This is a genomic window from Winogradskya consettensis (assembly GCF_018332715.1).
GTDB classification, from domain to species: Bacteria; Actinomycetota; Actinomycetes; order Mycobacteriales; family Micromonosporaceae; genus Actinoplanes; species Actinoplanes consettensis.
Map to the genome: position 1 here is coordinate 74528 of NZ_BOQP01000053.1, position 13731 is coordinate 88258.

Here is a 13731-nt window from a genome sequence, read left to right on the forward strand (position 1 = left end):
GCCGGGGACGGCCCTGAAGAAACGAAAAAGGCCGTCCGATGGGACGGCCCGAGCGCGCGGGTTGGTATCCGTCCCTAGGACGGACGCCAGCTCTGCACACACGCGCTCATGTCGGCCAGCTTACCCGGGTTTGGCAGGCATGACCGGCGGTTAACCGAGTCCAATGGCGACGGACGGGTCCGAGCAGTACGACCGCATCGGCCGGATCTCTCTGGCCGCCGTCTGGGGCTCCTGGATCATCGGTAGTGGCGTGAACGAGCTTGCCGAGGGCGAATGGCCCGGCTGGATCTTTGCCACGATCGGCGGCGCGGTCCGTCGATCTGGCGATCGCACCGGCGTGGATCGCCCTCGCCGCCGCATTCGTGCTGCTGCGGCGGCAGAATGTTTCCCGTGAAACCTGAAAACGGCGGGCACATCCACTCCACTGACCCGTTCGCCACTCCGGAGCAGGACAAGTCGGCCGTGCGGCGGCTCCGGGGACGGCTGGCCGCGCCCGTCACCCTGTGGACCGCGCCCGGGCCGGCCGGGCTCACCGTGTCGTCCATGCTCGTCGCTGACGGGGATCCGGGGCGGGTGCTGGGGCTGGTCGATGAGGAGAGCGACTTCTGGGACGCCGTTTCGGTCGCGCGGCGTTTCGCGGTGACCCCGCTCGGGCCCGATGACCAGCAACTGGCCGACAAATTTGCCGGGTTGATGCCCGCGCCGGGCGGATTGTTCGCAGCCGGGGAGTGGGTGGAGACGGAGTACGGGCCGGTGCCGCGCGATGCCGGGAGCTGGGCGGGGTGCCGGCTCGATGCCGAGCGGGAGTACGGGTGGGCGCTGCTCGTCGAGGCGACCGTTGAGCGGGTCGAGATCGGGGACGTGGCCGGCGTACCACTTCTGCACTTTCGTGGGCGTTACCGCTCGCTCGACCGGTAAGCGCAAGCCGTCCGCCGCTCGGCGCAGCCGTTGACCAACGGTCCGTGACGGCCTCCTCACCTTCGTACGGTGCCGGTGATACCCCTTATCTGGCCCCACGAAGGTGGTGACGACGTGACAACCGAAGCGACATCCAGCGAGAAATATCTCGAGGTACAACGTTCCGCGGAATTCGCAGGCCTGCGCCGCAAACTGCGCAACTTCGTCTTCCCGATGACGATCGCGTTCTTCCTCTGGTACGCGCTCTACGTCCTGCTCTCGGCATATGCCCGCGGGTTCATGTCGGTCAAGATCGTCGGCCACATCAACATCGCGCTGCTGTTCGGCCTGCTGCAGTTCGTGACGACGTTCCTGATCGCCTGGTACTACTCGCGGTACGCCGCCAAGGAGCTGGACCCGACCGCCGACAAGATCAAGGCTGAGCTCGACGAGGCGGCCCACTGATGCTGAACATCGTCGCGGCCGAATCCGCATCCAGCCGTCCGCTCACGATCACGCTCTTCCTGATCTTCGTCGCGATCACGCTGGCGATCACCATCTGGGCCAGCCGGCAGACGAAGACGGCCACCGACTTCTACGCAGGCGGCCGCCAGTTCACCGGGTTCCAGAACGGCCTCGCGATCGGCGGCGACTACATGTCGGCCGCCTCGTTCCTGGGCATCGCCGGGCTCATCGCCCTCTACGGGTACGACGGCTTCCTCTACTCGATCGGCTTCCTGGTGGCGTGGCTCGTCGCGCTGCTGCTGGTCGCGGAGTTCCTGCGCAACTCGGGCCGTTACACGATGGCCGACGTGCTGGCGTTCCGGATGCGTCAGCGCCCGGTGCGTACGGCTGCCTCGGTCTCGACGATCGTGGTTTCGATCTTCTACCTGATCGCGCAGATGGTCGGCGCCGGCGCGCTCGTGTCCCTGCTGCTCGGTATCAAGCCCGGTGCGACGTTCCTGGGCATGGACGCCGACACCGCCAAGGTCGCCACGATCATCCTGGTCGGCGCGCTGATGATCGTCTACGTGGTCGTCGGTGGCATGAAGGGCACCACCTACGTGCAGATCGTCAAGGCGTTCCTGCTGATGACCGGCGCGCTGGTGATGACGATCCTGGTGCTGGCGCACTACAAGTTCAACCTCTCCACCCTGCTCGGCGACGCCGCGGCGCAGTCCGGCAAGGGGGAGGCGTTCCTGGAACCGGGGCTCCGGTACGGCGTCGAGTCAGCCAGCGGGTCCGCCACCTTCTACAGCAAGATGGACCTGCTCTCGCTGGGCATCGCGCTGGTCCTGGGCACGGCCGGTCTGCCGCACATCCTGACCCGCTTCTACACCGTCCCGACGGCTCGGGTCGCCCGCAAGAGCGTGCTCTGGGCCATCGGCATCATCGGCACGTTCTACCTGTTCACCCTGGCCCTGGGCTTCGGCGCGGCGGCCCTGGTGGGCGGCAAGGCGATCACGGCGCAGGACAAGGCCGGCAACACGGCGGCGCCGCAGCTGGCCCAGGCCCTGGGCATCGACTACCTGGGCGGCGCCACCGGCGGCGCGGTGCTGCTGGCGATCATCGCAGCGGTCGCGTTCGCCACGATCCTCGCGGTGGTGGCCGGGCTCACCCTGGCCTCGTCGTCGAGCGTGGCGCACGACTTCTACGCCAGCGTGATCAAGCGGGGCAACGCCGGCGAACGCGACGAGGTGCGGGTCGCCCGGATCTCGGCATTCGTCATCGGCGCGGTCGCGATCGTCCTGTCGATCTTCGCCCAGAGCCTGAACGTCGCGTTCCTGGTGGCGCTCGCGTTCGCGGTGGCAGCCTCGGCGAACCTCCCGGCGATCATCTACAGCCTGTTCTGGCGGCGGTTCAACACCTCCGGGGCGCTGTGGTCGATCTACGGCGGTCTCATCGCCGCGGTGGTGCTGGTCTTCTTCTCGCCCGTCGTCTCCGGCTCGCCCACGGCGATGTTCCCGGACAGCGACTGGCACTTCTTCCCGCTCAACAACCCGGGCATCATCTCCATCCCGATCGGCTTCCTCTGCGGCTGGATCGGCACGGTCATCTCCAAGGAGACCGACCCGGAGAAGTACGCCGAGCTGGAAGTTCGGTCACTGACCGGACACGGAGCGCACTAATTCGCGCAGGGGCCGACGGGCACCTCGCCCGTCGGCCCCGCTCGCTAAGGTTGCTCTCATGTCAGTGCAGCAGCGGTTCGGCGAGGGACATCGGATTCTGGTCAGCGGCGGGGCCGGCTTCGTGCCGTCACACGTCGTCGATGCGCTGCTGGCGCGGGGTTGCACGGTTGTCGCCGTCGACAATTTCGTCACGGGCAGCCGCGACAACGTCGCCCACCTCGCCGCCGAGCCGCGATTCACGCTCGTCGAGGGGGACCTCGCCGAGGGGCTGCCCGCCGACCCGGCGCTGACCGAGCGGTTCGACGCGATTCTGCACATGGCGTCGCCCGCCAGCCCCACCGACTTCGCGAAGCTGCCCGTCGAGATCCTCAAGGTGGGTTCGGCCGGGACGCTGGCGCTGCTCGAGCGGGCCGTCGCCGACTCGGCGCGGTTCCTGATGGCGTCGACCTCCGAGGCGTATGGCGACCCGGCGGTGCACCCGCAGCCGGAGAGCTACTGGGGCAACGTCAACCCGATCGGCGTGCGGGCCGTCTACGACGAGGCGAAGCGGTTCTCGGAGGCGGCAACCATGGCGTTCCACCGGTTCCACGGTCTCGATACCGCCATCGTGCGGATCTTCAACACGTACGGTCCGCGGATGCGCCCGGATGACGGGCGGGCCATCCCGACGTTCATCAGCCAGGCGCTGCGGGGCACCCCGCTGACCGTGCACGGCACCGGCTCGCAGACGCGGTCGATCACGTACGTCGATGATCTGGTCCGCGGCATCCTGCTGCTGCTCGACTCGGGCGAGACCGGTCCGATCAACTGCGGTACCGAGCACGAGCTGACGATGCTGGAGCTCGCCGAGCTGATCGTGAAGCTCGCCGGCAGCGACTCGCGGATCGAGCTGGTCGAGCGCACCTCCGACGACCCGGAGAAGCGCCGCCCCGATCTCACGCTGGCGCGCACCCTGCTCGGATACGAGCCGCAGGTCGGTCCCGAGGACGGTCTGCGCCGCACGATCGACTTCTTCGCGGGATCTTCGGCTGCTGAGTAATTCAGCACGGTAGTGAACGTTGCACGAACAGTAATTGTCTCCCACCTTCGTGCCACCCCGCGCCGATAAAGGGTTCAGCTGGTCCCGTACTCGTAATCTGTTCTCATGTCTGCGAATTCGTCCCCTTGGGGTGGCCCGGCCGGCCGGGCTTCGGTGCCGGGCTCGGTGGGTATTCCGGGCGCCATGGATCGTTCCGCGGTGCCCGGCTCCTCCGGTCGGGTCGGCTCAGCCGCGCCGGCGTACGGCAGCGGTCGCTCTTCGAGCGGTGGTCCTTCTTACGGCGCGCCTTCCAGCCGGTCTTCCGGTGACGGGGACTGGCCGCCGCGCGGCGGTGGCCCCGGGGGTCCTGGCGGCCCGCCTCCCGCAGGCCGGCCCTACAAGGGCAAGCGCAAGCCGAAGTGGGGCCGCATCGCCCTGGTCGTCGGCGCCGTCCTGATCGTGGCCGGCATCATCGCGGGCATTTCGCTCTACGGGTACGCAAACGGCCTCAACGACGACCTCAAGCGCACGGACGCGTTCTCCGAGATCACCAACGGCCGCCCGGCCAAGACGGTGGACGGCGCGCTGAACGTCCTGCTGGTCGGCAGCGACTCGCGGGACCCGGACGCCGCCAAGGACACGACGAACGCCTGGCGCGCGGACACGCTGATCCTCATGCACATCCCCGCGGACCATAAGTCCGCGCAGCTGATCTCGATCCCGCGCGACCTGTGGGTCAACATCCCGTCGGCCAACGACGCGGCGTGTGACAGCGGCAGCCGGGCCAAGATCAACGCGGCGTTCGCCTTCGGCGGGCTGCCCCGGGCGGTGCGGACGGTCGAGTGCATGACCGACGTGCACCTGGACCACGTGCTGGCGATCGACTTCGGTGGCTTCAAGGAGGTCACCGACGCGCTCGGCGGCGTGGACCTCAAGGTGGACCAGAGCATCACGTCGATCCACAAGCCGCACCGCAAGTTCGTCAAGGGCACCATGCACATGAACGGCGAGCAGGCGCTGGACTGGATCCGTCAGCGTAAGCAGTTCCCCCGCGGCGACTTCGACCGGATGCGTCACCAGCAGGAGTTCCTGAAGGCGCTGATGGACAAGGCTGCCAGCGGCGGCACGCTGAGCAACCCCAGCAAGCTCAACGACTTCCTCAAGTCGGTCACCAAGGCCGTCACGGCGGACCAGGACTTCTCGCTCACCGACATGGCGGTGCAGTTCCGCAGCCTGCGCGGCGAGAACCTCACCTTCATCACGAGCCCCAACAAGGGCAGCGAGACGATCTCGGGTCAGAGCGTCGTCGTCGCGGACCGGGACAAGGCACTCGTCCTCTACAAGGCGGTCGCTTCCGACAAGATGACCGAATGGATGACAGCGAACAAGAGCTGACGTCCCAGAAACAGCCAAAGGGTGCGGGTCGGCAGATAACGCCACCCGCACCCTTGCATTAACAATGCGTGTCATTGACTTGAAACCGGCAAGACCTCGCCAGAGATGACAGTTGAACGTACAGTGACACCCGCCATTGCCCCGAAGAGCTTGGAGCGCGCATGTCCGTCCACACCACCGGCCGTCGACCGGCGTTGGACAAGGACGGGAACCCCACTCGCGATCACCCTTCGGGTCCGATGCCCAAGTCGCCGAAGAAGGGCCGCAAGCGCAAGGATCCGCTCTGGGCCAAGCTGACCGTCATGTTCGGTGCGGTCCTCATGGTCAGCAGCGGCGCCGGCGTCGTTGGCACGAAATGGCTCGTCAGCAGCGCGACCAACGCCGTCACCCAGGAGAACCTGCTCGGCGGCAACCAGAAGACCGGGGCCGAGGGCGGCGGCGACATCAAGGGCGCGGTCGACATCCTGCTTATGGGTGTCGACGCCCGTAAGCGGTGGGCCGTCGACGACCTGCGCTCCGACACGATCATCGCGCTGCACATCCCGGCCAGCCACGACCAGGCGTACCTCGTGTCGATCCCGCGGGACACCGAGATGCAGGTTCCGGCGTTCCCCAAGGCCAAATATGCCGGCGGCGTCGCCAAGGCGACCGAGGTGTTCTTCCACGGCGCCCAGAACGGCGGCGGGTGGGCCGGTGGCGCCCAGCTGATGGCGCAGACCATCAAGGCCAACACCGGGATGACGTTCGACGGCGCCGCGATCATCGACTTCAACGGGTTCAAGAGCATCATCGACGCGCTGGACGGCGTACGCATGTGTGTCGACCAGCGGGTCAAGTCGCACCACATCCAGCTGGTCGACGGCAAGCCGCTCTACCTCGCCGACGCCCGTAAGACGGCCGGCACGCACAAGGACATCTGGTACGAGAAGGGCTGCCAGGACCTCGAGGGCTGGCAGGCGCTCGACTACGCCCGGCAGCGTTACGGCCTGAAGAACGGCGACTACGACCGGCAGCGGCACCAGCAGCAGCTCATCAAGGCCATCGCCAAGAAGGCCGCGAACAGCGGCGTGCTCACCAACCCGGTCAAGGTCAACAACCTGATCAAGGCGGCGGGCGACGCGTTCGTCCTCGACACCGGCGACGTCAAGGTCACCGACTTCATGTTCGGGCTCAAGGGCGTCGCGGCCAACGACATGGTGCTGCTGCGCACCAACAACGGCACGTTCGCGGGCAACGAGAACCAGCGTGAATCGATCACGCCGAAGAGCATGGAAATGTACAAGGCCGTCAAGCAGGACAAACTCTCCCAGTTCATCCTGGCGAACCCGGACGTCGTGGCGAACGAGAAGTAGCTCTAGGCTGGAATCGTGTTCGGACCTCAGGTACCCAGCGTGACACCCGCTCAGGTCGAGTCCTCGGCCTATCTGCTCGACGTGCGCGAGCCCGACGAATGGGCGGCGGGTCACGCGCCCGACGCCCACCACCTGCCGATGATGGAGGTGCCGGCCCGGATCGCCGAGATCCCGACCGACGCCGAGGTCGTGGTGGTGTGCCGCTCCGGCGGGCGCTCCGGTCAGGTCGTCTCCTATCTCATGGGCAACGGCTGGGACAACGTTCGCAACCTCGACGGCGGCATGCAGGCGTGGTCCGCCGCCGGGCGCGACGTGGTCAGCGAGAACGGTCAGCCGGCCCGCGTGCTGTGACCACCGGGCGCCCTTTCGTCTTCGCCCACCGTGGCGGGGCTGACGCATTGCCGGAGCACACGCTCGCGGCATACCTGCGCGCGCTCGACGACGGTGCCGACGGTGTGGAATGCGACGTGCGGCTGACCCGCGACGGGCATCTCGTCTGCGTGCACGACCGCCGGCTCAACCGCACCTCCAACGGCACCGGCCTAGTCAGCACGAAGACCCTGGCCGAGCTGGAGGAGCTCGACTTCGGCTCGTGGCACGCCGGGGCCGGGGAGCTGCCGCCGGATCACCTCAGGCTGTTGACGCTCGACCGGTTACTCACCGTTCTGCGCGATTACGGCCGTCCTGTCCGGTTACTCATCGAGACCAAACATCCGTCACGGTACGGCGCCGAGGTCGAGCGCCGGCTCGTGGAGATGCTCCGCAAGTTCGATCTCGCGGAGCCCGTGACGGGCGACCCGCTGCACGTGACGGTGATGTCGTTCGCCGCCCTCGCTCTGCGCCGCATCCGCGCGCTGGCACCGGCCCTGCCGACCGTCTATCTGCTCGAGATCCCGCCTCCCGGGGTGAGCCGTGGGCGGCTTCCCTTCGGCGCCCGGATCGCCGGCCCGGGGATCTCCCTGGTCCGCTCGAGGCCCACATTGATCCGGAACTTTCAGGCGGCGGGCCATCAGACCTATGTCTGGACGGTGAACGAAGAGCCGGATCTCGATCTTGTGCTCAGCCAGGGCATCGACGGGATCATCAGCGATCGACCACGCTTCGTGATCGATCGGCTGAATAGCGCACCGCCAGTGTGACAACCGCCACTTCCACCGGAATTATCGTCAAGATCCACAGGTGTCGCCCTGCCCAAAAGGCCGGATACGAGGCAGACTCGCAGACATGCCGGATCGACCCGACTACACCGCTCTGACGCGGGGGCAGATCACGCTCCTCGATCGGATCAGCGCGGGCGAGACCGGCCTGGCCGTGCTCAATCAGATCGTCCGGCTCGCCCAGCAGGTCCTGCGCGCACGCGGTGCGGGCTTCGCCGAATACCGGCCCGGCCACGGCCGTGTCATCGCCGCGAGCGGTGCCTGCGAGAGCGCCCTGGGCCGCCGGGTGGACCGCGAGGACGCGGGTCTGCTGCCCGACCGCCGGGCCCGGCACGTCACCCTCGACTCCGTGCACGACGAGTTCTCCCGCAACGTCGACGAGCCGGGCCTGCACGACGTCCTGGGCGCCCGCTGCGAGACGGTCGGGCTCGTCGTCGGCTCCCTGCACGTCTACTACGCCGCCGACGATCCCCGCCCCGGACCGGAATTCCACGCCGTGCTGGAGATGCTCGCCGCGAACGTCGGCCACCTCTACGGCGCGCGCGGCGGCGACGACCCGAAAGCGGCGGTGCTGCACCGCGACGCGGCCGCCAACCAGCGCCGGCAGGAGGACCGCGACCTCTTCGTCGCGGTGACCAGCCATGAGCTGCGTACCCCGGTCACGGTCATCAAGGGTTATGCGGACACGCTCACCAACCACTGGGATTCCCTCGGTGAGGACGGGCGCCACGAGGCGGTCCGCGTGATCGGCGCGCGGGCCGGGGAGCTGGCCCGCCTGGTCGACCGGCTGCTCGCCGCGACCAGCGACGACGGCGAGGCGGCGGGTTCACCGCCCGGCCCGTTCGACCTGGTGGAAGCCATCCGGGCGGGGGCCGCGGAGCTCCCCGGCAACCTGCGCGGCCGGCTCGTGCTGGACGACCTGCCCGCCGAGCTGCCCAAGGCGTTCGGCGACCGGGAGTCGCTCTCCACGATCCTCACCGAGCTCTCCACCAACGCCGACAAATACTCCGCGGCCGAGACCGAGGTGACCGTCACCGCCGAGGCCGACGACGCCACCGTGACGTTCCGGGTCGCCGACCGGGGCATCGGGGTCGAGCCGGAGCACGTCGAGCTGGCCTTCGAGCGCTACTGGCAGGGCGACCCGGACAGCACCGGCCGCAACCCCGGCGCCGGGCTCGGCCTCTACCTCGTCCGCCGCATCGTGGAGCGCCAGCACGGCTGGGTCTCGCTGCGCCCCCGCGAGGGCGGCGGCACCGTCGCAGAAGTGAGGTTCCCCCGCGCGTAGGGGCGGAACCGATAGGGTGGTTCGTCGTGAGCAAGCGTCGAAAGAACCCCCGAGCCGCAGCCGACGCGGCACCCAAGCGCGAGAAGGTCCGCGACATCTTCGTGGCCCGGCCGTTCGAGGGCCTGGCCGACGAGACCGAGTGGATCGCGATGCGTGAGCTGGTCCCGGCCGCCTCGGCGCCGCTGACCCTCAAACCCGAAGTGATCGAGGAGTACGGCGACCGCGAGGTCACCCTCTCCACCGTCCTGCCCATGGCGTGGCCCGCGATGACCCGCGCCGACGGCCGCGTCTTCGTCGGCCTCCAGCGTCACGTCCAGTCCGGCGACGTGTCCCGGGACATCGCCGTGGCGATCCTGCGCGCGTTGCAGACCGAGCCCGGTGAGACCGTCTCCGTGCCGTCGCTGCCGGGCGCGGGTGTGCGCCTGCAGGACATCCTCGCGGACGGCCCGCTCGACATCACCATGCACGAGGGCTTCGAATACTGGCTCGACGCGCAGCAGGCCGAGGACCCGAACGTGAAGGCGTCGCTCGAACGAGCCAACGCCTCGATCTATCCGACCGTGCGGATGGCCGCAGCGCATGCGGCGTACTGGACCCGGGTGCCCGACAAGGCACACGTGCGCTGGGTCCTGCCGGAGCAGGAGGACGCCGCGCTGGACGCGCTGGCCCGCCTCTCCGCCGCGGGTGATCTGCTGCTCGGCGAGGGCACCAAGTTCGCCGGCATGTTCCGCGCGCACGGCCTGCTGGTCCCGGTCTGGGACGTGCCGGGCGAGCCGGAGGCCGGCGAGTGGGAGGCCGCCCTCGCGGACTTCGCGAAGCGCTACGCCGACACCCTCGCCGAGACCGGCCCGCTCGACGGTGCCGCGCGGCGTGCCAAGCAGGGTCTCGTGGGACGACAGCTGACGCTGCGCTGACTTCAGCCGGGGACGCTCCACAGTGGGCGCGTCCCCGGTTCCGTCAGCCCGGCTCCGTCAGCCCGGCCCTGTCAGGCCGGCTCCGTCAGCCGGGCCCTGTCAGCCCGGGGTGCGTTCGATCGGGCAGGACATGCAGCGCGGGCCGCCGCGTCCGGAGCCGAGCTCCGATCCGCTGATCGCGATGACCTCGATGCCGGCCCGCTCGAGCTGGGCGTTGGTCTCGACATTGCGTTCGTACGCGACACAGACGCGGGGCGCGATCGCCAGCGTGTTGTTGCCGTCGTCCCACTGCTCCCGCTCGGCCGTCACGGGGTCGAGCCCGGTGTCGATGATGCGCAGCCGGTCGATGCCCATCGCCTCGGCGGCCGCGTCCAGGAACGGCCGCGCCGCCCCCACCTGCGGTTCACCATCAAAACCCGCAGTCACCGGGTACGCCCGGAGCGCGTCAGCGATGTTCGGATACATCACCACCGCATCCACGTCGACCATCGTGCAGACGGTGTCGAGATGCATCGTGGCGCGTTCCTGCGCGATCGGCACCACCAGGATCGTGTGCGCGAGACCGGCCGCGAAGACCCGCCGCGCCAGCCGCTCGGCGCCCGCGGCGGTGGTGCGCTCGCCCACGCCGATCGCCAGGACGTTCGGGGCGAGCAGCAGGATGTCGCCACCCTCCACATTCTCCAGTCCCGGGTTGTAGAGCAGCTCGGTGCCGGCGAATCGGGGGTGGTGCTTGTAGATGGCCTTGGTCAGCGTCGTCTCGCGGTTGCGGGCGGGCATCGCGAGGCTGGTGACGGCGACCTGGTTCCGTACCCATGCTGATGAATCTCGGGTGAAGAGCAGGTTGGGCAGCGGATCGATGACGAAGTCGTGCCGGTCCATCAGCTCGTAGACCAGACCGCCCGGCTTGCCCGGCCCCGGTTTGAGCTCCTCGTGCGCCAGCCCGGCCATCAGCACCTGGGCCAGGTCACGCGGGTCGAGGTCGGCCAGGTGCGCACTGACCCGGCCCCGCAGGTTGTCGCCGAGCCGCGGATCCTCGAGGACGCTCTCGGTGAGTGCCGCCCGGGCCGCGGGCTTCTCCAGCGTCTCCTTGAGCAGCTCGCCCAGATAGAGAACCTCGACCCCGCGATCGCGCAACGCCTGGGCGAAAGCGTCGTGCTCCTCCTGCGCCCTCCCAACCCATGGGATGGCGTCGAACAGAAGCGAGTCGTTGTTCCTCGGCGTCAGACGCGCCAGCTCGGCGCCCGGGCGGTGCAGCATGACCGTGGCCAGGCGGCCCACTTCACTGTCTACAAAAGGAGGCACGTGGCCGAGCCTAAGGCCTCGATCGAGTGTTTTCAGCGTGTCTGGGCAGCGGTCTGCCCTGGCGCTCCCGGCTTTTGTCACCTACTGTCCGCATCGGTCCTGTGACGTAGCGCCAAGATCCGAGACACGGCTGCGTAACCGCTAAGGGCACGCCAACTTGGCGGAGGACGTTTTGGATTCCAGGGGAGCCCTAGGTCGCGTGATGCACCATACGGAAAAACACCTTGTGCGTGAATGCGGCATTCATCCCCAGTCATTCCGCTTTCTTTCCCGCCCAATGTCTTGCTTGGGTACCGGGTTAAACACGTACCGTAGTGACAAGAGAGCCCGATGGACCTTTTGCCGGAGGTCGCAGTGACTGTCTACCCCGCAGGCCCAGCCCTGCCCGCCCCGCACCGCTCCGCACCGTCAACCACACTCGAACCACATCGAGGCGCCCCAGGCGCGGAACTCGAGCCGGTTCGACCCAGCCCCGTCGAGTGGGCGCGCCGACGTCGCGCCGAACGAGACGCCCGTCGACTCGAGGCAGCGGGCACCCGCGCGCTGACCCGTCTCGACCGCCTCGGACCCGCCTGGCACATCGTCGACTGGCCCCGCACCGACTCACTCGGGTACGACCACGACCCGAGCGACGACCGTGCAGGCTTCCTCGCGATCGGCCCCGGCGGCGTGTACGCCGTCACCGTTGCCGATCATGGCCGCGCCCGGGTCCTCATCGCCGGAGACGTCGTCCAGATCAACGGGAAGCGCCCGGCGTACGTAGCCGAGGCCCGCCGCGACGCCAAGCGCGCCGGACGGGCAATGAGCGCCGCCGTCGGACTCACCGTGCCCGTCACCCCCGTGCTCGCCTTCGTGGGTTCCGGGGTCATCAGCGTCCACGGTCTGCCCAAGGACTGTCTCGTCGCCACCCACAAGGAGCTCGACCGGCTCCTGATCGCCGGTGGGGCGAAAATCTCGCCCGCTACGGCGAGCAAACTTTCTGCCGTGGCACAACACCCCACTACCTGGGCAAATGCCCCCTACCGACCCGCGGGCGACTACCGCTGGTACCCAGGGGGCCAAACGGCCGCTGACAAGCGGGCGACCCGCCGGTAACGTTCCTCCCAGTGCACCGCTTGCCGACGCGAGCGACGCCGACCGGACACTCGAAGGGTCGAGACTGCACGTCTCGGCCCATCGGTCCGGCGCGGAGTCTCGTGCGGTCCAGCGGCAAACAGGGATCAGGGAGGTGCGGGTGGCGCACGTCGAGCTCTCGCTGTCGGGAGCGTTCGTGCCCCAGGCGCGTACGCCGATCGAGTCCGAGTTCGTCTCGAACATCGACCGGTGGGCGTCCACGGTCTGGCAGGCGGTCGAGCCGTGCCTGGTCATTGACGTCGGCGCCACCATCGTGGCCGTTTCCCCCTCGGGCAGCGAACTGCTCGGGCTGGGCAAGGGCGCGGAGGTCGTGGGCAAGCCGCTACTGGGCGGCGAGGGCGCACTGCAGCTCATCGACTTCACCGCCGGCGGCGGCGACCTGAGCGACCAGGAGCGGGAGAAGATCCCGCCTTTACTGGCCCTCTCCTCCGAGCGGCTGGCGCGTGGCCTCATGCGCATCCAGCCCCTGGGAGACGAGCGTCACGTCACCGTGGACGCGATCGCCACCCCGCTCCTCGAGAACGGGCGCGTGATCGCCACGCTCACATTCTTCTCGGCGATCCGCTACTGACCTTCGGGTGGCCTTGTGTGGCCTCCGCATGGCCTCTCTGCGTGCCCTCCGCGTGCCCTCCGTGTGTTTTCGTTTGCCTCCGGGTGTCTCCGTATGTCTCCATGTGGCGATGAACGCACCGGTCACCCATTGGGGTTAAGAGGGTCCGGACCGTAGTGTCACCATCATGCTCGACCTAGATCTGCTACCCGAGGAGTACGCGGTGTCCCGGCTACCCGCCGGATCCGCCCTGCCCGCCTCCCTCAGCAGCGGGCCGAACAACAAAACCGTCATCTCGGTAACGTGGGCCCCCGACGAGCTCTCCATCATCTGCCCCACCGATCGGGTGCCCCCTGGCGCGATCGCCGAGGCAGCATGGCGGTGCCTCCGGGTGGTCGGGCCGCTCGACCTCGCCCTCACCGGGGTGCTCGCCTCGCTGGCCGTCCCACTGGCCAACGCCCGAGTCAACATCGTCGCCTTCTCGACGTACGACACGGACTACATCCTGGTCCCCCAGGTCCGCCTCAGCGAAGCCATCGCCACCCTCACCGCCGCCGGCCACCGCGTCGCCGCCTAGCGCTGCCCGCTGCCCGCTGCC

General features: G+C 68.6%; 15 protein-coding genes. 14 read left to right on the forward strand and 1 reads right to left on the reverse strand.

Annotated features, from left to right (window positions below; all coding sequences use genetic code 11):
* Positions 1–163 precede the first annotated feature (163 nt).
* The 11 genes from Aco04nite_RS42890 (at position 164) to Aco04nite_RS42940 (ending at position 10147) form a co-directional block, all read left to right on the forward strand.
* Positions 164–394, forward strand: a complete 231-nt coding sequence (locus Aco04nite_RS42890; RefSeq protein ID WP_213002925.1) for a hypothetical protein — start codon at positions 164–166, stop codon at positions 392–394.
* Positions 382–918 carry a flavin reductase family protein gene (locus Aco04nite_RS42895; protein WP_213002926.1) on the forward strand — a complete coding sequence of 179 codons (537 nt, stop codon included), beginning with the start codon at positions 382–384 and terminating at the stop codon, positions 916–918. The genes Aco04nite_RS42890 and Aco04nite_RS42895 overlap by 13 nt, the downstream gene beginning before the upstream one ends.
* Positions 919–1032: 114 nt before the next feature.
* The gene (locus Aco04nite_RS42900) at positions 1033–1362 is read left to right on the forward strand and encodes a DUF485 domain-containing protein (protein ID WP_213002927.1); all 330 of its coding nucleotides are present in this window, start codon (positions 1033–1035) and stop codon (positions 1360–1362) included.
* Positions 1362–3026: a monocarboxylic acid transporter gene (locus Aco04nite_RS42905; RefSeq protein ID WP_213002928.1), complete on the forward strand. Its 1665-nt coding sequence runs from the start codon at positions 1362–1364 to the stop codon at positions 3024–3026. The genes Aco04nite_RS42900 and Aco04nite_RS42905 overlap by 1 nt, the downstream gene beginning before the upstream one ends.
* A gap of 58 nt (positions 3027–3084) precedes the next feature.
* Entirely contained in the window at positions 3085–4065 is a 981-nt protein-coding gene (locus tag Aco04nite_RS42910) for an NAD-dependent epimerase/dehydratase family protein (RefSeq protein ID WP_213002929.1), read from the forward strand.
* A 105-nt stretch (positions 4066–4170) separates the two neighbouring features.
* The gene (locus Aco04nite_RS42915) at positions 4171–5439 is read left to right on the forward strand and encodes an LCP family protein (protein ID WP_434062841.1); all 1269 of its coding nucleotides are present in this window, start codon (positions 4171–4173) and stop codon (positions 5437–5439) included.
* Positions 5440–5678: 239 nt separating this feature from the next.
* A complete protein-coding gene (locus Aco04nite_RS42920) occupies positions 5679–6791 on the forward strand; it encodes an LCP family protein (protein ID WP_244876706.1) in 1113 nt (370 codons plus the stop codon).
* Positions 6792–6806: 15 nt separating this feature from the next.
* Entirely contained in the window at positions 6807–7142 is a 336-nt protein-coding gene (locus Aco04nite_RS42925; RefSeq protein ID WP_213002932.1) for a rhodanese-like domain-containing protein, read from the forward strand.
* Positions 7139–7930: a glycerophosphodiester phosphodiesterase gene (locus tag Aco04nite_RS42930; protein WP_213002933.1), complete on the forward strand. Its 792-nt coding sequence runs from the start codon at positions 7139–7141 to the stop codon at positions 7928–7930. The genes Aco04nite_RS42925 and Aco04nite_RS42930 overlap by 4 nt, the downstream gene beginning before the upstream one ends.
* A gap of 85 nt (positions 7931–8015) precedes the next feature.
* A complete protein-coding gene (locus tag Aco04nite_RS42935; protein WP_213002934.1) occupies positions 8016–9233 on the forward strand; it encodes a sensor histidine kinase in 1218 nt (405 codons plus the stop codon).
* Between the two features lie 26 nt (positions 9234–9259).
* Complete coding sequence (locus tag Aco04nite_RS42940; protein WP_213002935.1) at positions 9260–10147, forward strand: DUF5926 family protein; 888 nt, start codon at positions 9260–9262, stop codon at positions 10145–10147.
* A gap of 99 nt (positions 10148–10246) precedes the next feature.
* Here Aco04nite_RS42940 and Aco04nite_RS42945 read toward each other — a convergent pair whose 3' ends face one another.
* Positions 10247–11449 carry an arginine deiminase gene (locus Aco04nite_RS42945; RefSeq protein WP_213002936.1) on the reverse strand — a complete coding sequence of 401 codons (1203 nt, stop codon included), beginning with the start codon at positions 11447–11449 and terminating at the stop codon, positions 10247–10249.
* Positions 11450–11803: 354 nt separating this feature from the next.
* On the opposite strand from Aco04nite_RS42945, the gene Aco04nite_RS42950 reads away from it, so the two are divergent.
* The 3 genes from Aco04nite_RS42950 to Aco04nite_RS42960 all read left to right on the forward strand — a co-directional run bounded on the left by Aco04nite_RS42950 (position 11804) and on the right by Aco04nite_RS42960 (position 13710).
* Positions 11804–12544, forward strand: a complete 741-nt coding sequence (locus Aco04nite_RS42950) for a hypothetical protein (protein ID WP_213002944.1) — start codon at positions 11804–11806, stop codon at positions 12542–12544.
* 139 nt (positions 12545–12683) lie between these two features.
* On the forward strand, positions 12684–13154 hold the full coding sequence (locus Aco04nite_RS42955) for a hypothetical protein (protein WP_203837359.1): 471 nt from the start codon (positions 12684–12686) through the stop codon (positions 13152–13154).
* A gap of 166 nt (positions 13155–13320) precedes the next feature.
* Complete coding sequence (locus Aco04nite_RS42960; RefSeq protein WP_213002937.1) at positions 13321–13710, forward strand: ACT domain-containing protein; 390 nt, start codon at positions 13321–13323, stop codon at positions 13708–13710.
* The last annotated feature ends 21 nt before the right edge of the window (positions 13711–13731 follow it).